At 65.2% G+C, this 21,839-nt stretch carries 18 protein-coding genes; 10 read left to right on the forward strand and 8 right to left on the reverse strand.

Annotated elements, in window-relative coordinates; all coding sequences use genetic code 11:
• Positions 1-305 precede the first annotated feature (305 nt).
• Positions 306-827 (reverse strand): REP-associated tyrosine transposase, encoded by a 522-nt coding sequence (locus GGD61_RS06485; protein ID WP_177237064.1) that lies wholly within the window; start codon positions 825-827, stop codon positions 306-308.
• A gap of 131 nt (positions 828-958) precedes the next feature.
• Positions 959-1,894 carry a LysR family transcriptional regulator gene (locus tag GGD61_RS06490; protein ID WP_092255337.1) on the reverse strand — a complete coding sequence of 312 codons (936 nt, stop codon included), beginning with the start codon at positions 1,892-1,894 and terminating at the stop codon, positions 959-961.
• Positions 1,895-2,010: 116 nt separating this feature from the next.
• On the opposite strand from GGD61_RS06490, the gene GGD61_RS06495 reads away from it, so the two are divergent.
• The 3 genes from GGD61_RS06495 to wrbA all read left to right on the forward strand — a co-directional run bounded on the left by GGD61_RS06495 (position 2,011) and on the right by wrbA (position 4,182).
• Complete coding sequence (locus GGD61_RS06495) at positions 2,011-2,763, forward strand: SDR family NAD(P)-dependent oxidoreductase (RefSeq protein ID WP_092255340.1); 753 nt, start codon at positions 2,011-2,013, stop codon at positions 2,761-2,763.
• Between the two features lie 36 nt (positions 2,764-2,799).
• A complete protein-coding gene (locus tag GGD61_RS06500) occupies positions 2,800-3,498 on the forward strand; it encodes a pirin family protein (RefSeq protein WP_092255343.1) in 699 nt (232 codons plus the stop codon).
• 84 nt (positions 3,499-3,582) lie between these two features.
• Complete coding sequence (wrbA, locus tag GGD61_RS06505; protein ID WP_018321536.1) at positions 3,583-4,182, forward strand: NAD(P)H:quinone oxidoreductase; 600 nt, start codon at positions 3,583-3,585, stop codon at positions 4,180-4,182.
• 60 nt (positions 4,183-4,242) lie between these two features.
• Here the strand turns inward: wrbA and GGD61_RS06510 are convergent, their stop codons facing one another.
• Positions 4,243-4,719 (reverse strand): Lrp/AsnC family transcriptional regulator, encoded by a 477-nt coding sequence (locus GGD61_RS06510; protein WP_018321535.1) that lies wholly within the window; start codon positions 4,717-4,719, stop codon positions 4,243-4,245.
• Positions 4,720-4,841: 122 nt separating this feature from the next.
• Here GGD61_RS06510 and GGD61_RS06515 point away from each other — a divergent pair, with 122 nt between their 5' ends.
• A complete protein-coding gene (locus GGD61_RS06515; protein ID WP_092255346.1) occupies positions 4,842-5,381 on the forward strand; it encodes an alpha/beta hydrolase in 540 nt (179 codons plus the stop codon).
• Positions 5,382-5,402: 21 nt separating this feature from the next.
• Here GGD61_RS06515 and GGD61_RS06520 read toward each other — a convergent pair whose 3' ends face one another.
• The 3 genes from GGD61_RS06520 to GGD61_RS06530 form a co-directional block, all read right to left on the reverse strand.
• On the reverse strand, positions 5,403-6,545 hold the full coding sequence (locus GGD61_RS06520) for a GNAT family N-acetyltransferase (protein ID WP_177237065.1): 1,143 nt from the start codon (positions 6,543-6,545) through the stop codon (positions 5,403-5,405).
• 119 nt (positions 6,546-6,664) lie between these two features.
• The gene (locus GGD61_RS06525) at positions 6,665-8,017 is read right to left on the reverse strand and encodes an O-antigen ligase (protein WP_183230440.1); all 1,353 of its coding nucleotides are present in this window, start codon (positions 8,015-8,017) and stop codon (positions 6,665-6,667) included.
• Between the two features lie 15 nt (positions 8,018-8,032).
• Positions 8,033-9,133 (reverse strand): glycosyltransferase, encoded by a 1,101-nt coding sequence (locus tag GGD61_RS06530; RefSeq protein WP_092255349.1) that lies wholly within the window; start codon positions 9,131-9,133, stop codon positions 8,033-8,035.
• A gap of 246 nt (positions 9,134-9,379) precedes the next feature.
• Between GGD61_RS06530 and GGD61_RS06535 the strand changes: the two genes are divergently transcribed.
• Entirely contained in the window at positions 9,380-10,372 is a 993-nt protein-coding gene (locus GGD61_RS06535; RefSeq protein WP_177237066.1) for a glycosyltransferase, read from the forward strand.
• Positions 10,373-10,375: 3 nt separating this feature from the next.
• Here the strand turns inward: GGD61_RS06535 and GGD61_RS06540 are convergent, their stop codons facing one another.
• A complete protein-coding gene (locus GGD61_RS06540) occupies positions 10,376-11,404 on the reverse strand; it encodes a glycosyltransferase family 2 protein (protein WP_092255352.1) in 1,029 nt (342 codons plus the stop codon).
• A 394-nt stretch (positions 11,405-11,798) separates the two neighbouring features.
• Between GGD61_RS06540 and GGD61_RS06545 the strand changes: the two genes are divergently transcribed.
• From GGD61_RS06545 to GGD61_RS06565, 5 genes are all read left to right on the forward strand, one after another.
• Positions 11,799-12,599, forward strand: coding sequence for a bifunctional 2-polyprenyl-6-hydroxyphenol methylase/3-demethylubiquinol 3-O-methyltransferase UbiG (locus tag GGD61_RS06545; protein ID WP_092255355.1), 801 nt, complete (start codon positions 11,799-11,801; stop codon positions 12,597-12,599).
• 291 nt (positions 12,600-12,890) lie between these two features.
• Positions 12,891-15,260, forward strand: coding sequence for an exopolysaccharide transport family protein (locus GGD61_RS06550; RefSeq protein WP_092255358.1), 2,370 nt, complete (start codon positions 12,891-12,893; stop codon positions 15,258-15,260).
• On the forward strand, positions 15,253-16,056 hold the full coding sequence (locus tag GGD61_RS06555; protein WP_092255360.1) for a WecB/TagA/CpsF family glycosyltransferase: 804 nt from the start codon (positions 15,253-15,255) through the stop codon (positions 16,054-16,056). Before GGD61_RS06550 ends, GGD61_RS06555 begins: the two co-directional genes overlap by 8 nt.
• 19 nt (positions 16,057-16,075) lie before the next feature.
• Positions 16,076-17,068: a UDP-glucose 4-epimerase GalE gene (gene galE, locus GGD61_RS06560; protein ID WP_092255363.1), complete on the forward strand. Its 993-nt coding sequence runs from the start codon at positions 16,076-16,078 to the stop codon at positions 17,066-17,068.
• Positions 17,069-17,254: 186 nt separating this feature from the next.
• Positions 17,255-17,596, forward strand: a complete 342-nt coding sequence (locus tag GGD61_RS06565) for a hypothetical protein (RefSeq protein ID WP_092255365.1) — start codon at positions 17,255-17,257, stop codon at positions 17,594-17,596.
• Here the strand turns inward: GGD61_RS06565 and GGD61_RS06570 are convergent.
• Positions 17,570-21,685: a GAF domain-containing protein gene (locus tag GGD61_RS06570; RefSeq protein WP_092255368.1), complete on the reverse strand. Its 4,116-nt coding sequence runs from the start codon at positions 21,683-21,685 to the stop codon at positions 17,570-17,572. The genes GGD61_RS06565 and GGD61_RS06570 overlap by 27 nt on opposite strands.
• Between the last annotated feature and the right edge of the window lie 154 nt (positions 21,686-21,839).

The raw sequence follows: 21,839 nt of genomic DNA on the forward strand, positions 1-21,839 counted from the left end.
CTTCGCTTTGCCCACCCTACGATAGTTTGCACAAACGATAGATTGGCGAGCTGCCGTAGGGTGGGCAAAGGCGCGCTGCGCGCGCCGTGCCCACGATCACTCTCCGAAATGACCCGCGATGTCGCGCATGTCCCCGCCCCAATCCAAAGGTCTCCCGCGCGCCCGATATCGAGACGCCTGTGATCTCTTCAGACAAAGACGTGGGCACGCTTCGCTTTGCCCACCCTACGATAGTTTGCACAAACGATAGATTGGCGAGCTGCCGTAGGGTGGGCAAAGGCGCGCTGCGCGCGCCGTGCCCACGGTCACTCTCCGAAATGACCGGCGATGTCGCGCATGTCCCCGCCCCAATCCACGGGGAGGTCGCCCTGCTCCACGTAACGATGAAAGCTGCTGAGGGACCAGTCGCGCACGCGCGTGACGAGCCCGTGTTTCACGGGATTGAAATGGATGTAATCAACGTGTCGCTCCAGATCTGCGTCGTCGCGAATGGTGTGCTCCCAATAGCGACGCTGCCAAATGCCCTTTTCGCGCTTCTTCAATTTGCTCATTGAAGGCGGCCCGCCCTCCAAGCCTCGCGAAAAGCCGCCCTTGATCAGATTCCACCGCGACGAAAAATCAGCATCGTCCTCCGGAAGCAACCAAACAGCATGGAGATGGTCGGGCAGGATACAAATGGCGATCGTCTCGAACGGGCGGCGCTGCTGAACTGTTCGGTAAATTCGCCTGAGGCGATCAACTTGGTCCACGAGCAGCGTGCTCGAGCGGTCGGCGAGCACGACGGTGAAGAAGAACATGCTGCCTTGTGCCCGCCGATATCGAGACACTTGCGATCCCCTCAGGCGAAGCCGTGGGCACGCTTCGCTTTGCCCACCCTACGATAGCTTGCGCGAACGATAGACTAGCGAGATCTCGTAGGTGGGCAAAGGCGCGCTGCGCGCGCCGTGCCCACCAAAGTCTATCCCGCCCTCGCACCTTTCTTCGCGCGCCGCTTGCAGGTGCCCGGGAGCTTGGCCGCGAGGAAATCGCCGAGCGCTTCGACGCGGGCGGGACGGGGGCCGCCGGGGGGCGTCACCAGGTGCACGGCGCCTTCGGCCTGCTTCCAGTCCTTCAGGATCACTTCGACGGCGCCCGACGAGATCGCTTCGCCAACGATGAATTCGGGCAGCTCGGCGATGCCGAGGCCCGCAATCAGCGCCGGCATCACGGCTTCGCCGTTGTTGACGCGGAGCTGTCCACCCGGGCGCACGCTGGCCTGCTCGCCGGCCGAATTGGTGTAGTGCCAGATGTTGGGCGTCGACATATAGGCGTAGCTGAAGCACTTGTGCTCGGCCAGGTGCATCGGATGCGTCGGCCGGCCGTGCTTCTTCAGATAGGACGGCGCGGCCACGGTGAAGCGCGGCATGGTGAAGAGCCGCCGCGCGAGCAGCGAGGAGTCCGGCAGCCGCGCGATCCGCACCGCCATGTCAAAACCCTCGCCGATCAGGTCGACGGTCGCATCGCTCAAATGCAGATCGACCGAGACTTCCGGATAGGCCTCGAAAAACTCCGGCAGCAGCGGCGCCACCGCCTTGATGCCGAACGTCATGGGCACGGCGAGCCGCACCAGGCCCCGCGGCGCCACCGATTGCGCCAGCGCCTCGTTCTCCGCCGCTTCACCGTCGGACAGCAGGCGCGTCGCGCGCTCGGCGAGCTTGTGCCCGGCGTCGGTCAGCGCAAGCCGGCGCGAGGTGCGGTTGAACAGCCGGGCGCCGAGCCGCTCCTCCAGGCGGGTGACCGCCTTGGACACAGTCGCTTTCGACATCGCCAGCTCGCTCGCGGCCCCCGCGAACGACCGCAATTCCACGACTTTTGCGAAGATCGCGAGTGCCTCGAAATCGGGAAGTTTTGCCATGGCGACCCATCCATAGGGTATTTATGGAAACAATGCGTTTCAACAGTTTCTATTTCTATACCACAGACGGAGGCTTATCCAAGGGGTCATCAGACATTCAGGACTGGAGAAATCCAATGACCAAGAAGCTCTCAGGCAAGGTTGCCCTCGTCACCGGCGGCTCGCGCGGCATCGGCGCGGCTTCTGCCCGCGCTCTCGCAGACGAAGGCGCGGATGTCGCCATCAGCTACGTGGCCTCGCCGGAAAAGGCGGAAGCCGTCGTCACCGAGTTGAAGGCCAAGGGCGTCAGGGCCCGCGCTTTCAGGGCGGACCAGGCTTCCGCCAAGGACGTCACGCAACTGGTCAACGACGTCGCCAGGGAATTCGGCCATCTCGACATCCTCGTCAACAATGCCGGCGTTGCCGCGGGCGGTGCCATCGACGACGCCAATGCCGACACGGATGCCCTCGCCCGCCAGGATCAGGTCAACGTGCACGGCGTCATCGCGGCGATCCGCGCCGCCTCGCAGCTGATGGGTGAAGGCGGCCGCATCGTCACCGTCGGCTCCATGCTGGCCGACCGTGCCTCGTTCCCGGGCCTTGCCGACTACGTCGCCACCAAGGCGGCCGTCGTCGGCTACACCAAGGGCGTGGCACGCGACCTCGGACCGCGCGGCATCACCGTGAACGTGGTGCAGCCAGGATCGATCGACACCGACATGAATCCGAAGGATGGCGGCGAGTTCGCCGAGACCCAGCGCAAGCAGCACGCGCTCCAGCGCTTCGGCCGTCCCGAGGAAGTCGCCGCCGGCATCGTCTTCCTCGCAAGCCCGGACGCCTCCTTCGTCACTGGCACGGTGCTCAACGTCGACGGCGGGTTCGGCGCCTGATCAAGGCGCCAACCACCCACACAAGGAATTACGCAGATGATCGAACTCAGACCTTTCAACAAGCTCGGCAGCGCCGACCACGGCTGGCTCAAGGCCAAGCATCACTTCTCCTTCGCTGGCCATTACGACCCGAACAACATGGGTCACGGCGCATTGCGGGTGTGGAACGACGACGAGATCGCGCCCAACACCGGCTTTCCCGCCCATCCCCACGCCAACATGGAGATCATCACCTATGTGCGCGAGGGCGCGATCACCCATCAGGACAGCCTCGGCAACGAGGGCCGCACTGAAGCGGGCGACGTGCAGGTGATGAGCGCCGGCAGCGGCATCCGCCACTCCGAGTACAATCTGGAGCCGACCCAAACGCGGATCTTCCAGATCTGGATCGAGCCGACGACGCGCGGCGGACAGCCGACCTGGGGTTCGAAGCCGTTTCCGAAAGCGAATCGCTCCGGCAAGCTCGTCACCATTGCGAGCGGGATCGAAGGTGACACGGATGCGCTGCCGATCCGCGCCGATGCGCGGGTGCTCGTCACCACGCTCAAGGCCGGCGAGAGCGCGGAGTACGCACCAGAGAAGGCGCGGCATCTCTACCTGGTGCCTGCGGCAGGTTCAGTCGAGATCAACGGCGTGCGCGTCAACGCCCGCGACGGCGCCGCGATCCGCGACGAGGACCGGCTGAAGATCACCGCGCTCGAGGACACCGAGCTCGTGCTCGTCGACGCGGCCTGACGACTCTCTCCGTCATGGCCGGGCTTGTCCCGGCCATCCACGGCTCAAACAACCATTCAAACTCATCCCCCAACGGAGACCACCATGACCAAAGTTCTCGTCCTCTATTATTCCGCCTATGGCCATATCGAGGCGATGGCCAACGCCGTCGCCGAGGGCGCGCGCGAGGCCGGCGCCACCGTCGACGTCAAGCGCGTACCGGAGCTGGTGCCGGCCGAGGTCGCCAAAGCCTCCTATTACAAGGTCGATCAGGCCGCCCCCATCGCCAAGATTGAGGATCTCGCCAGCTACGACGCAATCATCGTCGGCACCGGCACCCGCTTCGGCCGCATGGCCTCGCAGATGGCGAACTTCCTCGATCAGGCCGGCGGGCTCTGGGCCAAGGGCGCACTGCACGGCAAGGTCGGCGGCGCCTTCACGTCGACTGCGACCCAGCATGGCGGCCAGGAGACGACGCTGTTCTCGATCATCACCAACCTCCTGCATTTCGGCATGGTCGTGGTCGGCATGAACTACGGCTTCGCCGGCCAGATGAAGCTCGACGAAGTCACGGGCGGCGCGCCCTACGGCGCCACCACGATCACCGGCGGCGACGGCAGCCGCCAGCCCAGCGCCAACGAGCTCGCCGGCGCGCGCTATCAGGGCCGCCAGATCGCGGAGACCGCCAAGAAGCTCCATGGCTAAGCTCCATGGCTAGCCACACGGCTGACGCGACGGGCGGCATTCTCTTTCGGGAATGCCGCCTCAGCTCCGCTCGGTCTTCTTCCTGACGAGCTCGCGGCCGATCGGCCGCGCCGGTTCGCTCCGCAGCACCAGCGAGGTCGTCACAGTGCCGAAACCGGCAATGCGATCCACGATCGTCTCCAGGTCTTCCGGCGCCGGAACCAGCACCTTCAGCACGAAGCAGTCATCGCCGGTCACGCGATGGACCTCGATGATGTATGGAATCTCGCTGAATCTCTTCAGGCAGGTCTTGATGTGCTCATGCGACGTGCGCAGGCGCACCAGCGCCATCAGGCCGAGCCCGAGCGCGCGCGGGTTGATCCGGGCCCCGTAGCCTTCGATGATGCCGGCTTCCTCAAGCCGCTTGACGCGCTCGGAGACCGCCGGTTGGGACAGGCCGACGGAACGGCCAAGCTCGGACAACGGCACGCGCGCATTGGCCTGCAGCGCCTCCAGGATCTTCAGATCCTTGGCGTCGATGCTTCCGAAACGATCCAAGAAAATTCTCCATTCCGCCTTGAGATCATCGGCAGATGATCGATTCGGCCGATGACTTGCCATGTCACGCAGCACCGTGACCGGCCACACTGCGCCTCCATCTCAGATATCACGGGACGATCATGCACGACATTATCACCTTGCCCGGCCTCGGCGGCTCCGGCGAAACCCATTGGCAGACGCTCTGGGAGCGCAGTGATGCGTGCTTCGGACGATTTCAGCCGACGAGCTGGGACCAGCCCGAGCTCGACGACTGGGAGCAATCACTGGAGCGAGCGGTCAGGCGCTGCGCGAAGCCGCCGGTGCTGGTGGCCCACAGCCTCGCCTGCCTGCTGGTGGCGCACTGGGCCGCCCGCTTCCCATCCGCGATCGCTGGTGCGTTTCTGGTAGCGGTGCCCGATCCTGACGGCACCAGCTTTCCCGGCGAGGCCGCCGCGTTCAAGCCGGTCCCCGACCGCGCGCTGCGCTTCCCTTCGCTCATCGTCGCCAGCACTAACGATCCCTACGGCAGCCTCGAGGTGACACAGCGACGCGCACGCGCCTGGCAGTCCGGCCTGATCGTGCCGGGCGCACTCGGCCACATCAATGGGTCGAGCGGGCTCGGCGACTGGTCGCAGGGTCGCGCATTGCTGGATGCCTTCTGCGCGGGCCTTCCGAGATGACGGGCGAGCAGACAGCCTGTGTCAGCGCATCTTGCGTATCGCCCGCGCCGCGAGGGCGGCGGCCGCGGGATAGCGGCGCAGGCCCTGCGCGGCGTGGTCGCGCCATGCGAAAGGAGCGCCGCGCCAGGTCAGCGCGACGCTGACGTCGGTCAGCGGCACCCGCTCGGCGCCGAAGCGCCGCTTGTAATCCTGATTGCCGATGCTGAGGTCGAAACGGCGTACGCCTTTCGCATGCATCGCGGCCATGGTGCGCTCGGCGACGAGCAGGCCCGGCGAGCAGCTCGACCATGAGTCGCCGCCGTGGCTGATGCGCAGCAGGTAATAAGTCGCGCCCTGCCTGATGCCGAATGACGTGCCGATGACAGCTTCATCGCAGACCAGTGCCGCAACGACGGCATAGCCTTCCGCGACGCCCTGGCGGGCAACCTCGCGGTAGAACTGCGCATGGGCGTCGTCATTGAGGACGAACCGCGAGCCGAGCTGGCGCATGCGCGCCTGCTGCTGCACATCCATCACGTCCAGCAGCTCATGCGCGCGCGCAACGTCCGCGGCGATCTCGAACCGCGCGCCTTGGTGACGGCTGAAGACGCGCCAGCAGCGCGGCATCTGCATGCGCTTGATCGAGGCTTGATAGTTCTCATAGTCGTCGCCCATCAGCACGACATTGCCGTTCAGCGATGAGGATCCGATCCGCCCGAACGCCACCAGCGGATTCGGCTTGCCACCGACATGGGCCGGCATCTTCTTCAGGCGGAGCAGGTCGAAGCGGTCCGGCAAGCCGCGCAACGCCTCCACCAGCGCCCCGCTGATCGCATGCGCCGCCGCCGCGTCCAACGCGGCATCGCTCGCCAGGATCGGCGCGTTGTTGTCGGAGACGCCGAGATCGGCGAATTCGACGATGCGGATGCCGCGCCTGATGTGGCTGATCATCGGCACCATCGCGATGTCCTTGCCGGTGGCGGCATCCGAGATCATCGCGATCAGCGGCGCAAAATCGTGAAACGCCTCATACCATGCATCGAGCCAGTAACCATGCTGGAATGCGGTGCGATGCCCGGCGCTCAGGCGCGACGCGGCCTGCCGCCAGTCACGCAGGAAATCGACAGCGATGTTCGACGTGCTGGACACGAGGCCATCTGGTTGCTCGACGCTGAGGAACGTCATCTGCGGGGCATACGATTATTGAATGTTTCGAGATAGATTATGTTTTGTCGCGCACCACAAGAGACCTAGCCGCTTAATCGTTAAGCCGATGCCACCATCGCCCCGACTGCGACAAGCTGTCAGCGCTCCGGTTCCATCTGCTCGACGCATTGGAACCTGGCGAGGAAATGCAGGCCGGCCACCGCGAGCGCGAACATGAACCAGATCGGATTCTGCCGTTCGAGCAGGAAGGTCTCGGTCGCGCCGTAATACAGGCCGAACAGCCATACGGTCAGGAACAGCTTTGCCAGTGCGCCACTGCGGTTGTGTGTCTGGGCTGACTGGAAATTACGGAGGGGGGCGAGCACGAACACGAGAATCACGAGCAGCAGCCCCGGCAGACCGATGGTGACCGCGAGGTCGAGATAGCTGTTGTGACTGTGCGCCGCCGACGTCGCCCATTCGGCGCCCTGGGCGGTCTGCCGCGCCGTGACATCATCCCAGAAGGCCGCATAGCCGTGACCGATGACCGGCTTCTCGGCGACGGCCGCGAGCGCGAACTCCCAGATCGCGGATCGGCCGGTGAAGGTCGGATCAAGGGGAAGCAGCCGCGTCATCGCTCCCAGCGCCGGGCTCAAGACACTGCCGACCGTCAAAAGGTTCATCACGATCAGCGGCACGAAGCAGATGATCCGCTTCAGCCACAGGCTCGGCGTCACGTAGACCAGCGACGCGAGCGCAAAGATCGCAAGGCACAGCACCGACGAGGTCTTGCCGCCGGTGAAGATCAGGAAGATGCCGGCCAGCGCGGCGATCGCCGGTCCCATCACGAACGAGCCGACGGCGGTCAGGTAGATGCCGACATAGACCAGGATGGTCATCACGGGTGAGGCGATGTTCTTGTGGCCAAAACTGCCGCGCCAGTCGCCGGCAAGCTGCGGCTCGCCAATATCAAGCCCGGTGTGGATCGAATATTGCGGCGCGAGGATGACGCCGAGATAGCAGAGCGCGAGCAGCACCAGCGCGGCAGCGCCCAGGCACAGGTTGAAGCTGCGCTGCGTCGGCGGCAGCAATGGCAGCAGGACGGCGAGCGACGTCACGCTGGCGGCGAGCACGAAGCGCTGGATCGAAACGCCGCGGCTTTCAGAGAGGACAATGTTGATCACCAGCCAGCCCACGAGGCAGAGGTGAAGCGGCGTCACCAGAGTCTTCAGCGCGGGCGCATCGGTGGTGGCGACGAGCAGCACAGCGACCGCAGCGAGCAGTCCCCAGGAAACATAGGCCAGCGCCATTCGTCCGCCGACGACGGTGGTGACATCGGGATTGCGCAGGTCCGGGAACGGATCGAGCGTCACCAGCACCAGCAGCAGCGAGGCGACGGCGACGAGGCAGCGCGCCGCCTGCACGGCATTGAGCTCCGCCAGGCCGTCGCGCAGGACGCGGCCCAACGATCGGGCCTCGAGGTCAGTCATGTCGGCGGCGCTGCGGTCCATACTGCGGTCCACGGCTCAAGACACTTGGTGACGCCGGTGAAGTTCGAGGTCCTGGCTCAAGCCCATTGAGCGTCCGTCACCAGGCCTTTCGGAAGTCTGCGCCACCGGCTGCCGCACGATGCTCCGCGCAATCTCGTAATATTGCAGCGCCCGTTGCTCCAGCGTGAGACTGTCCAGGATATAGCCGCGCGGATCGAACGCGCCCGCGGCACACCCTTCCCAGAAATTGTCCCACCCCGCCTCGAATCCCGCGACGTCGACGAATTTGGCCCCGCAGCGCTCATCCCAATACGGCACCGACGACACGGGCGCGAACTGCACGCGGTGCGGATAGTAATCGGGGTCTCGCCACGGGCCGCCCGGATCCCAGGCGAATACCGGCACGCCGCAAGACAAGGCCTGCTGATAGGCGATGCCCTGGCTCTCGTTCTGACACAGGAAGATCATCGCGCGCGAGGCCGCCAGCGCCGCCTGATAATCTTCTTCCTTGTAGCTGCCATAACGCAGCTCCGTGAACGAGCGGCCCTCTTTTCGCAGACGGGCGCGGACGGGTTCGATCAACTCCGGCGCATAGCGCTCGCGGTCCCAGTGGACCTTGTCGTAGATCAGCACGTCGACCGCCTTCTGCGAGGCGTGCGACGGCACCCAGAGATCGGTATCGATACCGACCGGCCAGGCCTCCGTCTCGGGCCAATACGGCCGGTACATGTCGACGTACCAGGGCCCGGGCACCACGACCTTCTTCACCGGCAGGCGCTTGAACAGATCGAGGTCGTCCAGCGGATGATTATGGGCGGCGACGCCGAGCAGGATCGGATTCTTCCACGCGAATTTGTCGAGCAGGAAGGTGCGGCCGACGATGCAGGCGAGCTCGTCGGGATGCCGCGCGATGTAGCCGTAATCGTTGACGCGGTAGCGGATGCCGAGCCGATCGAGCCCCGCACAGAGATTGAGGAACACGCGAAGCTGACCGCTCATGCGCGGCTCGCCGAGCAGCAACCGGCGCGCCATGCGTCGCAGATGCCGGTCGCCGGGAAACCAGCGATCGTCCTTGTCCTCATAGAAGAGGTTGAGGATCATCGCATCTGGGTCGTGTTCGAATGTCTTTGCGGGCACTGGATTCCATCCGCGGCAGCCGGATGCGCATTCTCGCATGGGACCGGCGGTCGCACTCTTCCAAATTTGCCACAGGCTTAATGCCAGCGGCTTAACGCTAATTGACGAAACCAGCGCCACACACGGCTTCACGGCAACGATCTGGCTGTAATGCGAGTATCATTCGCGGGGCCTGCCCACGTTGCGATCGATCGCATCATCCATTCAGCGCACGCGTCCTGGTTAACAGACTCTTAAAGGCGAGCCGTGGCTCAGATCACCGCCGAAGACGTCCTCGATTTGCCGGCCACCAGACGCGTCGTTCCGGCGGCACGCCAGCCGCTGCCGTCGAGCTCGACCTGGTCGGTGTCCGTCGTCATTCCCGCCAAGAACGTTGCGGCCTATGTCGGCGAAACCCTCACCAGCGCACTGGCGCAGGGCGAGGTGGGCGAAGTCATCGTCGTGGACGACGGCTCGACCGACAACACCGCCGCCATCGTCCGCGGCATTCGCGATCCGCGGCTGCACCTGATCACGAATGATTCCGCCGGTGTGTCGGCAGCGCGCAATCTCGGTGCGCGATATGCCCGCGGCGACTGGCTGCTCTTCCTCGATGCCGATGACCGCCTTCGCTCTGGCGCAGTGGCGGCGCTGCTGGAGGCGGTACGCGCGGCTCCGCGGGCGGTGCTCGTCTATGGCGATTACAACACGATCGACAGCGAAGGACATCAGATCGGCCGGCGCGGCCTGCTGAAGGGGCGCCGGAAGCCGTCCGGCGACGTGCTGACGCGGCTCGCCGCCGGCAATTTCATCGTCAATGGCGGCATCGCGCTCGCGCGCGCGGAAGCTTTCCGGGCCATCGGCGGCTTTGATACGTCCTTGAGATATTGCGAGGACTGGCATTGCTGGTGCCGCTTGGCGGCGATCGGCGAGTTCGAATTCGCGCCAAAACTGCTGCTCGATTATCGCCTGCACACCGCCAACACCATGAACGCCGCGGTGCGGACGCCCAAGGATTTCTTCCCTGCCATCGCGCGGGTATTCGACGACGGGCTGATCCTGGCACGTCTGCCCGAGGGCACGGCGGCCGGACTGCGCCTCGCCGCCGAACTTCATCTCATCACCTACTCGGCGATGCAGGCGGTCCGTTTCGGCCGATATCGCCAGGCTTTTGGCTATCTTGGAATGGTCGGCCGCCGCTCGCTCAAGGCGTTGCCGCGCGCCGCGGCCAGGACTGCCCTCGCCCGCTTCGGCATCTGATCGTCACGACACGATCTTCGAGGCCTCGTAGGGCTTCGGCTCGATCCCGAACGCGGCGAGCATCGAGCCGAACGCGACCATCACGGGGTGCATCGCGACGACGGCCTTCGACGACGTCAGCAGACCTGCGGACCGAACCAGCGAGAGCGGCAACCGTCCGAGCATCTGTACGAACACCCGCGCCCGCGCCGCCGCGCTCTGCGCGGCCTTGTACTGCACGCGATAATTGATCGCGCCGATGCGCAGGCCACGCTTGGCGATCCAGCCGAGGCTGGTGCGGCTTTGCGGCACGGTCTCGGTGATGACGGCCTCCGCCGTCCAGTGGAAGATCATGCCGGCATCACGGCACCGCACGAAGAAATCGCAATCGCCGCCGCCGAGGAAATTGAAGCGCAGGTCGAAGGCGGGACGGTCGAACCGCTCGAAGGCCGCGCGCGTGATCAGACAATTGCCGCAGCCATAGATCAGCGGCACCGCGCCGGAATAGTCGTAGGCGGGACAGAAGGCGGGATGACGCGACAGCCACGGCTTGCTGTCGTCGTCGAACACCGGCAGCACCGGCCCGCCGACCACGTCGGCGCCGGTCGCCTCCGCGGTGCGGACCATCAGTTCGAGCCAGTCGCTTGACGCGATCTCGTCGTCGTCGATCATCAGGAAGCGGGTTGCGGCAGGAAACAGTGCCTGCGCCGTCTCGAACGCAGCATTGATCGCCTGGCAATTGCCCTGCCGCTTCTCGACGAGGCAGACGCCCTGCAGCCTGCCGGCGGCCAGAAACTCCGCGGCAACCGGCGCGCTCTCGCGCTGCGCGGCATCGTTCTCGACCATGACGACGGCAAATGAACGCGGGGTCCGCTGGTTCGCCAGCGACTCCAGCGTCAACCGCAGATGCTGCGGACGGCGGAAGCAGGGAATGCAGACGACGATACCGACCGACAGGTCGATGACCGCGGAGCTCGCCACGATCTCCCGGTTGGGATCGCGCACGGCATCCGCGATACGCGTGGCAGACAGGTCTGTCGGGATCAATGTCATGCCGTTCTAGATGTCCGAGATATATTGAAAAAGCCCTGCTTCATTCGTACGTCCCGCGACGGCACATCGTCGCGGGACAGATGCGTCCCAAAACGAACGGCCTGTTGATGGCGCGTGCCTGCGCCTCACGCCAGTCTCCCGACCGTCCCAAGACAACATCATGCGTTTAACCGCTTTCGCCTGTTTCTCCCGCGAAATCATGCGCACGTGGTACTGCAATTCGCGGTCCACGCGTCGATCAAGACCCAACATGAACAATGCCGTAGTTAATGCGCATGCGCATTAACCCGACCGTAAGCACTGCGACCGGTGAGACGGCGCGGCATCAGATTTGCTCTTCGGGCTCGCGATATTTTTCCTGTAAATTTGAATAGAACAAGCGCGGTCAGAAAATATGAACAAGCCAGCCACGATCGATTTTGCGACAGCCACGGCGATCCGGATCCCCGCGGCCGCGGCACCCGTCCAGGCGCTTCACGATCTCGTCCCGGGCGAAGCGCGCGACAGCCTGCTCGCCGTTCACGACGTGCTGCGGCGCGAACTGCCGCAAGGCCAGCTCGCCATCTATGAAGCCGGCGGCGGCTCGTGCAGCGTCCTGCCGCCGGAATTGCCTGGACGCAGCAAGGTCACCGTCGTCGACATCGACGAGGACCAGGTCCGCAACAACACCTACGCGGACGAGGCTATCCTCGGCGACGTGCAGACCTACCGCTTCGAGCGCGAGACCTTCGATCTCGTGATCTGCTACAACGTGATCGAGCATCTGCCCCACGTCGACGCCGCGCTCCTGAATTTCCGCGATGCGCTCAAGCGCGGCGGCATGATCTTGATCGGCGCGCCCAATCCCCGCTCGCTCTCCGGCGTCGTCACCAAATATTCGCCGCACTGGTTTCACGTCTGGTTCTACCGGCACATCCGCGGCATCAAGGATGCCGGCATGCCCGGCGAGCCGCCGTTCCCGACCTTCTTCCATCCGCTGGTGACGCTGCCCCGGCTCGAAGCCTTCGCGGCCGCCAACGGCCTTGAGATGATCTACCGCCGCGAGGTCGAGAGTCCGCGCTATCCCGAGATGCGCCGGAGCAAGCCGCTGTTCGCGGCGCTCGTGGACGCCGGCGCCGCCGTGCTGAATACCATGCTTTCGCGCGGGACCGACGTCCGTCGCGGCGACTATCACGTCATCCTGCGGAAGAGCTGACGATCATGGCGCGCGCGCGGCCCATTGCAGAACAGGCGGAGCTTCGCAGCCATGCCGCGCGCGGTAACGAACCGTTAATCTCCAGGGAGCCCCGGCATCGCTGGCGTCACGAGGACGCACTGCGGAGTGGCATGCGCTTAAACGCTTTGTTTGCCATTTCGGTGAATAGTCCCTCAATGAGTATGGTTAATTTTCCCTGTTGCGTTGATTGGGCACCTATATCCCGGGTGCATGGCGTAGAGCGAAGAGTAGCCCCTCAGCCTGCGGCATTTGGAATGAAAGCTGGGGATCATGCTTGACTATAACCAGCCGATAGATCGGGCCAGACCGGAGTCGCCGCAACAGAGGCCCCAGGCCGGCTTCAACGTGCTGGAGCTCGCCAATTTGCTCTGGCGACGCAAGATCGCGATTACCGCGGCTGCCCTGCTCGGTGCAACGCTCGCCGTTACCGTGGGCAAGAGCTTGACGCCCCGCTACACCGCCACCGCCCAGCTCTATGTCGATCCGCGCGAGCTTCAGCTCGTCGATCGCGAGCTCACGCCGCGCGCGCAGGACGTCTCCGGCATGGCCATGGTGGTGGAGAGCCAGGCGCGGCTGATCACCTCCAACAGCGTACTGCTCAAGGTGATCCAGCAGACGGGTCTCGACAAGGACCCGGAATTCGGCGGCGGCAGCGACGGCCAGAGCCTGATGTCGTCGCTGCTCGGCCTGATCGGTCTGCAGCCCCGCGCTCCCTCCGCTGCGGACAACAAGGAGGTGCAGCTTGCGGCGCTCGAGGCGCTGAACAGGCACATCACGATCCGCAAGACCGAAAAGAGCTTCATCGTCGACATCGAGGTCTGGTCGACGGATCCGGCGAAGGCGGCGACGCTCGCCAACACGCTGACCAATGCCTATCTCGCCGAGTCCCGCAACTCGCAGGCTTCGGCCGCACGGCGCGCCACCAACGATCTCTCCGGCCGCCTCAAGGAGCTGCGCGAGCGGCTGCGCAACGCCGAGACCGCGCTCGCCACCTACAAGGCCCAGAACAATTTCGTCGGCACCCAGGATGCGCTGATCAGCGATCAGCAGCTTTCCGCCAGCAACCAGCGGCTTTCCGCGGCCCGCGCGGCGACGATGGATGCCCAGGCGCGGCTCGACCAGATCGAGGCGAGCCGCCGTACCGCGGCCGACGCCGGCGCGATCCCGGAGGCGCTGCAATCGCCGACGATCGCGAACCTGCGCGCGCAATATGCCGATGCACGCAAGAAATATGCTGAGCAGGCCGGCGAGCTCGGGCCGCGCCATCCGGCACTGCGCCAGACCGAGAAGCAGGTCGAGGATCTCAAGCGCACCATCAGCGAGGAGATCGATCGCTTCGCCCAGTCGGCCAAGAACGATCTGACGCGCGCCCGCGACTATGAGGCCTCGCTCAACCGGGCCATGGAGGCGCAGAAGCGGCAGAGCGTGCAGCTCAGCCAGGCCGCCGTCCGCCTGCGCGAGCTCGAGCGCGAGGCCGATGCCAGCCGCGACGTCTATCAATCCTTCCTCAAGCGCTCGCGCGAGACCGAAGAGCAGGAGACGCTGAACACTTCGGCGGCCCGCGTCATCGGCGAAGCGACGGTGCCGCAGCGGCGCTCGTTCCCGCCCGCGATGAGCCTGTTCGCCATGATCGGCTTCATCTTCGGCGCGCTCGCGGCGTCAAGCTGGTTCGCCGCGGTCGAACTCCTGCTCGTCGGCGCACCGGCGCCTGCGCCAGTCCGCCGTGAGCGCGAGCCGGCGCCGGAGAGAACGCGCGCTCCCGAGGTATTGCCGGCTCCGGCAGCTCCGCAATCTCCTCAGGTCTCGCGACCTCAGGAAGTGGCGCAGGCCCTGCCAGAACTTGCCGCGCCATCGCTGCAGCCTGCGATGGTCGAAAAGCCCCTGATCGAAAAGCCGCTGATCGCGCGCCTCCAGGAGGCCGACGTCATCCACACGCTCGGAGCCATTCTCGCCACCGGCGGCGGCGTCGACCTTACCCGGCTGGGCTGGCCGACATTGCGGCCCGGCTTTCCGCTGACGAAGCTGCTCAACGCCTGGCGCGATATGCGCACTGCCGTAGCCCGGCGCGCCGGCGACAAGGCGATGCCGGTCATCGCGCTCGTCGGCGCCGGCGACACCACCGGACGCAGCGTGATCGCGCTGAATTTCGCGCTTGCGGCTGCGCGCGACGGCGCCCGCGTGCTGATGATCGATGCCGACCATCAGGCCCACGCACTCTCGAACAAGGTCAGCCGCCCCGGCAGGAACGAACCGAGCAGGCTCGGCTGGCTCTCGATCGGCAGCAAGGCCGCACGCGAGATCAGGACGGTCAACGGCATTTCGGTGCTGCCGGCCGGCGAGGGCGACGCCGGCAAGGCCACCGATGCGATCCGCAAGGCGATTGCGCAGGCGCGCGCCGCGGGCGGCTATGACCTCGTGATCCTCGACGGCCCCGTGATGCCGCTTCTTGCCGGCGGCCGAAAGCTGCTGGACGACACCGACGCGCTGGTGGCGGTGCTGCCGACCAGCCTCGACATCAACGACAGCCTGGAAGAGATCCTGACCGCGCTGGGCCGCGCTGAGCGCAAGCTCGTCGGCGTCGTGCTGGACGAGCTCACCCCTGCAATCCAAACGCGCCAGCGAGGCAGACAATATGCTTGAGCGTCGCGTCAACCTCGACGGACGGGCAGCAACGGCCGACGTGCCGCGAATCACCGTCGGCGGGCTCCGCATGGCCGCGATCGATCTGGAAGCGACCGCCGATTTCATGATCGAAGCGACCGATCCCGACAATCGCATCGGCCGTCCGTTGTTCCTGACCTCGGCCAATGGCGAGGTGCTGGCGCGCTGCTCGACGGAACCGCAGACCGAGCGCCTGTTCCGCGCCGCCGACCTAATCAACGCCGACGGCCAGCCGCTGGTGGCGGCTTCAAGGCTGCAATCCTGGTTTCCCCTGCCCGAGCGCGTCGCGACCACGGACCTGTTCCACGTCGTCGCGCGCAAGGCGGAAGCGGTCGGCCGCACTTTCTACATGTTCGGCGCCAGCGAGGCCGAAAACATCGTGGCGGTCGAGAACGTCCAGAAGATGTATCCGAACCTCAAGATCATCGGACGCAGCCACGGCTATCTGCGAGGCGAGGCGCTGCGCGCCAAGGTCGAGGAGATCAACGCGCTTGCGCCGGACTATCTGTGGGTCGCGCTCGGCGTGCCCAACGAGCAGGCATTCGTGGAGGAATTCACGCCGTACCTGACCAATGTTGGCGTTATCAAGACATCAGGCGGCCTGTTCAACTTTTTGTCGGGCAGCCGTTCCCGCGCGCCGCAATGGATGCAGAAGATCGGACTCGAATGGGCCTGGCGCACCTTGCTCGAGCCGCGTCGCCTGTTCTGGCGCTATTTGACCACCAACCCCCGCGCGCTCTATCTTCTCTTCAGCCGCAACCGGCCCCTCCGCTAAGAGAAGAGCAGAAGACGATATGACCGACCGACCGACCGTCCTCGTCACCGGGGGCGCGGGCTATATTGGCTCGCATGCCTGCCGCGCATTGACCGCCGCCGGCTACCAGCCCGTCGTTTATGACAATCTCTCGACAGGTCATCGCAGCTTCGTTGCCGGCCCCCTGGTGACGGGCGATCTGCTCGACGGCACGGCGCTGGCACGCGCCTTCGCCGACCACAAAATCACGGCGGTGATGCATTTCGCGGCAGCGAGCCTGGTCGGAGAGTCCATGACCGATCCGCAGAAATACTACATCAACAACGTTCAGGGCACGCTGTCGCTGTTGCAGGCGATGCGCAACGCAGGCTGCCATCGCATCGTGTTCTCCTCGACCGGCGCCGTCTACGGCAATGCCGATTCCAAGGAGCTGCCGGAAGACTTTCCCTGCATGCCGATCAATCCCTATGGCGCATCGAAATTGATGATCGAGCGGATGCTCGCCGATTATCGCTCGGCCTATGGCTTCGGCGCGTTCTGCCTGCGCTATTTCAACGCCAGCGGCGCCGATCCGGCCGGCGGCATCGGCGAGCTGCGCGACAATGAAACCCACCTCATTCCCCGCGCCATGATGGCGCTGCAGGGCCATGTCGACTTCGCGGTGTTCGGCGACGACTACGACACGCCCGACGGAACCGCGATCCGCGACTACATCCACGTCACCGACCTCGCCGCGGCGCATGTCGCGGCCCTGAAGCTGCTGGAAGAGGGGCATGCCGGCGGCAGCTTCAATCTCGGCACCGGCTCCGGCTTTTCCGTGCGCGAGATCCTGAACGCGATCAGGCAGGAGACCGGCCGCGAGGTGCCGCACACCGTCAAGCCGCGCCGCGCCGGCGATCCGACTTATCTGGTCGCAGACCCCTCCGCTGCGCGAAAGGTGCTGAACTTCGTGCCTGGCCATTCCGACCTGGCGACGGTCATCCGCACCGCCTGGGCCTGGCACCAGAAGGCGCATCCGTTCAGACCGCGTTAGGCAATCGGGGCGCTCGCGCCTTGCTCGGCGAAGGCGTGAACGGCTAGACTGGGCCTTCGCTGCCGGCGACGATGCCGGCATGCATGCTCGGCCGATTGAGCGAGCCGATTTTTCCGAGCGTCAGGTCACGATCATTTCGGCGCGAAAGCCTGTCATCGGTCGCGGATTCCTGGGAGCATGGAACGAATGCATCAGGCCGCCCGCCTGGAGTTCGAGCGCGTGATGGAGGAGTTTGCCCGCTGGCACATTGTGCCTGCGGACGAGCGCTCCCCTGCGCCCGCCTGGTGGTGGGGACCTGCCATGGCGGTGTTCGACGACCAGGAGCAGATGAGTAGCCCATGGTGCGCCGAACTCGGTTTGAACGAGGGTGCGAGCTTCGCCGAGGGCGCGCACGCGATTCTCGCGCTGTTCGTCGAGCAGACGTCGCTGACGGGGCCTCAGGATTTTCCGAGCAAGGCCGAGGTCGGGGAGCACGACGTCCGCGAGCTGCACCCGCAGCCGTCAGACGACAGCGCGTTTCAGCCGTGACGCCGCGGCTTTCGTGACGGCGACGTCCGGCTCCGGCTGGAGCGGCGGCGCGACAGGCAGGACCATCGGCCGCAGCAGCTCGGCCATCTGCTTGGCCGGCAGCGGCTTCGAGATCAGGAAGCCCTGCATCTCGTCGCAACCATGGGTGCGCAGGAATGCCTCCTGCTCGACGTTCTCGACGCCTTCGGCGACGACGGTCATGCCGAGCGCCTTGCCCATGCTGATGATGGCCTGCGCGATCGCCTGGTCCTCGGAATCCTGCGGCAGGTCGCGCACGAAGGAGCGGTCGATCTTGATGGTGTCGATCGGGAAGTGCTTCATCAGCGACATCGACGAATAGCCGGTGCCGAAATCGTCGATGGCGAGGCGGATGCCGCGGCTCTGGATGGCATCGAGCACCTTGAGCGCGCGGCCGACATTGCGCATCATCATGCTCTCGGTGACTTCGAGCTGGAGCAGCACCGGCGACATGCCGCTGGCCGCCAGCGCCTCGTCGACGTCCTGCAACAGATGCTCGTCGGCGAACTGCCGCGGCGACAAATTGACCGCCATCGACAACGGCAACAGGCCGCGGCGCTGCCAGGCCATGGCTTGCGCGCAGGCCTCGTTGAGCACCCAGCGGCCGATCGGCACGATCAGGCCGGTTTCCTCGGCGAGCGGAATGAACTGAGCCGGCGAGATGTTGCCGAGATCGGGATGCGTCCAGCGCAGCAGGGCTTCCACGCCGGTGATCTGGCCGGTCTCCATGTCGACCTTGGGCTGGTAGTTCAGCGAGAACTGCTCGCGCTCCAGCGCACGGCGCAGCGCGCTCTCCAGCGACAGCCGCTCGATCGACTGCGTCTTCACCTCCTTGGAGAAGAAGCGGTAGCCGTTCTTGCCGTCCTCCTTGGCCAGGTACATCGCCATGTCGGCGTTCTTGGTCAAGGTCTGCGCATCGGAGCCGTTGGCCGGATACATCGCGATACCGATCGAGGCCGTGGTGTGGCACTCGTGTCCGGCGAGCTCCATGGGCTCGGCGAGTGCCGCGAGCAGCCCGGTCGCGATGCGCTGGACGTCGTCGATCTCGCCGCACCGGTCCAGGATCACCACGAACTCGTCGCCGCCGAGGCGCGCCACCACGTCGCTTTCCCGCAGCGCGCCGCGCAAGCGGTTGGCGACTTCGAGCAGGAGCAGGTCGCCGGCCTCATGGCCGAGCGAATCGTTGATGACCTTGAAGCGGTCGAGATCGATGAACAGCACCGCGAAACGGTGGTCGTGGCGCTCTGCAGTTTCGATCGCCTCGCGCAAAAGCCCGTTGAAGGTCTCGCGGTTCGGAAGGTCCGTCAAGCTGTCATGCGAGGCGAGGTACTCGATCCGCTCGTCCGCCTCCTTCTTCTCGTCGGCGCGATCGAAATTCTCCATCGCGAAGGACACGTTGTCGGCGAGACGTTGCAACAGCTCGACGAATTCGGCCGTGAAAGTAGCCGGCTCGGTCGACATGTAGATCATGACGCCGACGGCCTGATCGTGCACGATGAGCGGAAATGCCGCGCCAGATCGCGCGCCGTCGCCGCGGACGACGGCGTGGAATGCGCTGACGCGATCGTCATTGAGATAATCGTTACTGATGCAGGGCCGGCGCGTGCGGAACGCCGTGCCGCTCATCCCGCGTCCTTCGGGCCGCTCGGGGTCGATCGAGAGGCGAACGTTCCGCGTGGTGTTGGAAGATGGCCCGGCACTCGCCACGATCTCCAGCTGGTCGCTGTCGGCCCTGGCCAGCGCGATGGTCGTCGACGTGAACTTGGCACCGTTCGAGGCCGCGAGACAGACGAGATCGAACAGCTCGGCGCGCGACTTCGCCCGCATGATCGCCTCGTTGGTCGCGCTCAGAGCCGCGAACATGCGCGTCAGGCGCTCTTTCTGCGCCTCGGTGCGGGCCTTTTCCTCGGCACGGTCAAAATTGTCGAGCGCGAAGGAGACGTTTTCGGCAAGGCGCCCGAGCAGTTCGACCAGATCGGGCGTGAATGTGTCCTCCTCGGGCGCGAGGAAAAGCAGGATGCCGATGGGCTCCTGGCCCGCCTTTAGAAGCGGGAAGCTGGCGGCGGCCCGCGTTCCGTCCTCGATCGCCTTCGCCCGCCAATATGCCGACCGCGGCTCGTTCAGATAGTCGTTCATGACGCTGGGCCGGCGGGTCCGGAGCGAGGTGCCGATGATCCCCTTGGCTTCGGGATGGTCGGCGGAAATGTTGCAGGTCCGTCCAACCATCTGCTGCTGCAGGCGCCCCTTCACCGCGACGACGCGGACGAGCTCGTTTTCCTCGTCGATGATGCCGATCGTTGCCGACGCGAACACGTCGCCGAGAATAGCTGCCTGGCACGCGGCCTCGAACAGGTCCTCGCGCGTCTTGGCGCGCATAATCGCTTCATTGGTTGCGCTGAGCGCTTCGAACATTCCGCTCAGGCGATTGCGCTGCTTGTCTACCTGCGCCTTCTCCTCGGCGCGATCGAAGCCTTCCAGTGCGAAGGCGACGTTGGCCTGGAGCTTGCGCAGCAATTCGACGAATTCGGGTGTGAACGTGCCGCACTCCGGGGAGTTGAACAGGAACACGCCTTCGACCTGGTCGCCGTTGAAGAGCGGCAACGCGGCAGAGGACGCGATCCCGTTGCGGCGGGCGCTGGCGTGCCAGGGCGCGATGCGCTCGTCGGCGAGAACGTCGTTGCTGACGGCGGGCTGGCGCGTGCGGAACGCGGTGCCGGTCAGTCCGCGCCCTTCCGGCACCTGCTCGGAGATGGATAACTTGAAGTTGCGAACGTGGTCGGCGTTCGGTCCGTAACAGGCGACGACGCGCAGCAGCCCGGCGTGAGGGTCGACCAGGGCGATGTTGGCCGAAGTGAACTTGGCGCCCTTCGCCGTCGCCTCGCAGACGAGGTCGAACAGATCGGCGCGCGACCGCGCCCGCAGGATCGCCTCGTTGGTGGCGCTGAGCGCCGCATACATGCGTGCCAGCCGTTCCTCTTCGGCGGCGATTTTGGCCTTCTCGGACTCGCGGCCGAAATTATCGATCGCGAACGAGACGTTCTCCGCCATACGCAGCAGGAGCGCGACGATCTCCTCGTCCTTGGCCCAGGAGCGGCTGATGAAGAACAGGAGCACGCCGACACTTTCACCGTGCCTGATCAGCGGCGCGACCACGCAGGCGGCAACGCCAGTGTTGACGTTGGCCTGCTCCCACGGCGTGCCTCTGGTGCGGCTGGCGAGATCGTCCTCGACGATGGCCTTCTGCGTCCGGAACACCTCACCGGATAGTCCCTTGCCGTAGGGATTCTCCGGATCAATCGAATAGCGCGCCTGGGTGATCAGTGCGAGGTTCTGGCCGGTGGACGCGACCGGACTCATCCAATGCGAATCCGGTTCGCGGAGCAACACGATGGTCGCCAGCGACTTGCCCCCGTGAACGGAGGCGTCACACACGAGCTGGTAGAGCTCCTGCTCGGTCTTGGCGCGCAGGATGGCTTCGTTGGTGGCGCTGATGGCGCCGAACATGCGGTTGAGCCGCCGGGTCGCCCGTTCGCTGGTCTGCCGCGCTGTTTCGCGGGCGAAATTGTCCAGAGCGTAGGAAATGTTGGCCGACATGCGCTCGAACAGCGACACCATCTGCTCGTTCAGCGAGCCGGCTTCGCGGCGGGTCACGTAGAGCACGCCGACGCTCTTGCCGTTGCAGAGCAGCGGCAGCGCCGCAGCCGCGCCGATGCCGGCGGAAGCTGCACCCTGACGCCACGCCAGCGAACGCGGGTCGTTCAGATAATCATTGCTGACGCACAGTTTCTGATCGCGAAATGCCTCGCCGCCGACGCCCGAGCCTTCGGGTGTGCCGGCATCCGTCGTGATCTCGATCGAGCGCAGCCGCGCAATGTCATCGCCACAGCCGGCCGCAAAATGGAGCCGCCGGTCGTCCGCTCCGACCAGAAACACGGCGACAGCCAAGAAATCCCCGCTCGAAAACCCGGCGTTGCAGACCTTCTGGTACAGCTCGTCCGGCGATTTCGCATAGAGGATCGCTTCGTTGATGGCGCTCAACGCCGCAAATGTGCGCGCGAGTGTCGTCGGCACGATCTCAGCTCCCGGGCATTTCTGCCTATTTCTCCCGGGTGACTTTATGAGGGGCCATCGCCTAAGTGGTGGTTATTGCGCGCTGCAAACAATCGATCAAAGTGAACGAGCTGCGAACGACCCCGGGTAAACTACCGAAAATACCGCCGCGCGG

The sequence above is a fragment of the Bradyrhizobium sp. SBR1B genome, assembly GCF_014198205.1.
Lineage (GTDB): Bacteria > Pseudomonadota > Alphaproteobacteria > Rhizobiales > Xanthobacteraceae > Bradyrhizobium.

What these genes read in the sequence shown, in the direction of transcription:
- GGD61_RS06490 (WP_092255337.1), bottom strand. Translation starts at nt 1,894, where the DNA reads ATGGCAAAACTTCCCGATTTCGAGGCACTCGCGATCTTCGCAAAAGTC.
- GGD61_RS06495 (WP_092255340.1), top strand. Translation starts at nt 2,011, where the DNA reads ATGACCAAGAAGCTCTCAGGCAAGGTTGCCCTCGTCACCGGCGGCTCG.
- GGD61_RS06500 (WP_092255343.1), top strand. Translation starts at nt 2,800, where the DNA reads ATGATCGAACTCAGACCTTTCAACAAGCTCGGCAGCGCCGACCACGGC.
- wrbA (WP_018321536.1), top strand. Translation starts at nt 3,583, where the DNA reads ATGACCAAAGTTCTCGTCCTCTATTATTCCGCCTATGGCCATATCGAG.
- GGD61_RS06515 (WP_092255346.1), top strand. Translation starts at nt 4,842, where the DNA reads ATGCACGACATTATCACCTTGCCCGGCCTCGGCGGCTCCGGCGAAACC.
- GGD61_RS06520 (WP_177237065.1), bottom strand. Translation starts at nt 6,545, where the DNA reads ATGACGTTCCTCAGCGTCGAGCAACCAGATGGCCTCGTGTCCAGCACG.
- GGD61_RS06525 (WP_183230440.1), bottom strand. Translation starts at nt 8,017, where the DNA reads ATGGACCGCAGCGCCGCCGACATGACTGACCTCGAGGCCCGATCGTTG.
- GGD61_RS06540 (WP_092255352.1), bottom strand. Translation starts at nt 11,404, where the DNA reads ATGACATTGATCCCGACAGACCTGTCTGCCACGCGTATCGCGGATGCC.
- GGD61_RS06545 (WP_092255355.1), top strand. Translation starts at nt 11,799, where the DNA reads ATGAACAAGCCAGCCACGATCGATTTTGCGACAGCCACGGCGATCCGG.
- GGD61_RS06550 (WP_092255358.1), top strand. Translation starts at nt 12,891, where the DNA reads ATGCTTGACTATAACCAGCCGATAGATCGGGCCAGACCGGAGTCGCCG.
- GGD61_RS06555 (WP_092255360.1), top strand. Translation starts at nt 15,253, where the DNA reads ATGCTTGAGCGTCGCGTCAACCTCGACGGACGGGCAGCAACGGCCGAC.
- galE (WP_092255363.1), top strand. Translation starts at nt 16,076, where the DNA reads ATGACCGACCGACCGACCGTCCTCGTCACCGGGGGCGCGGGCTATATT.
- GGD61_RS06565 (WP_092255365.1), top strand. Translation starts at nt 17,255, where the DNA reads ATGCATCAGGCCGCCCGCCTGGAGTTCGAGCGCGTGATGGAGGAGTTT.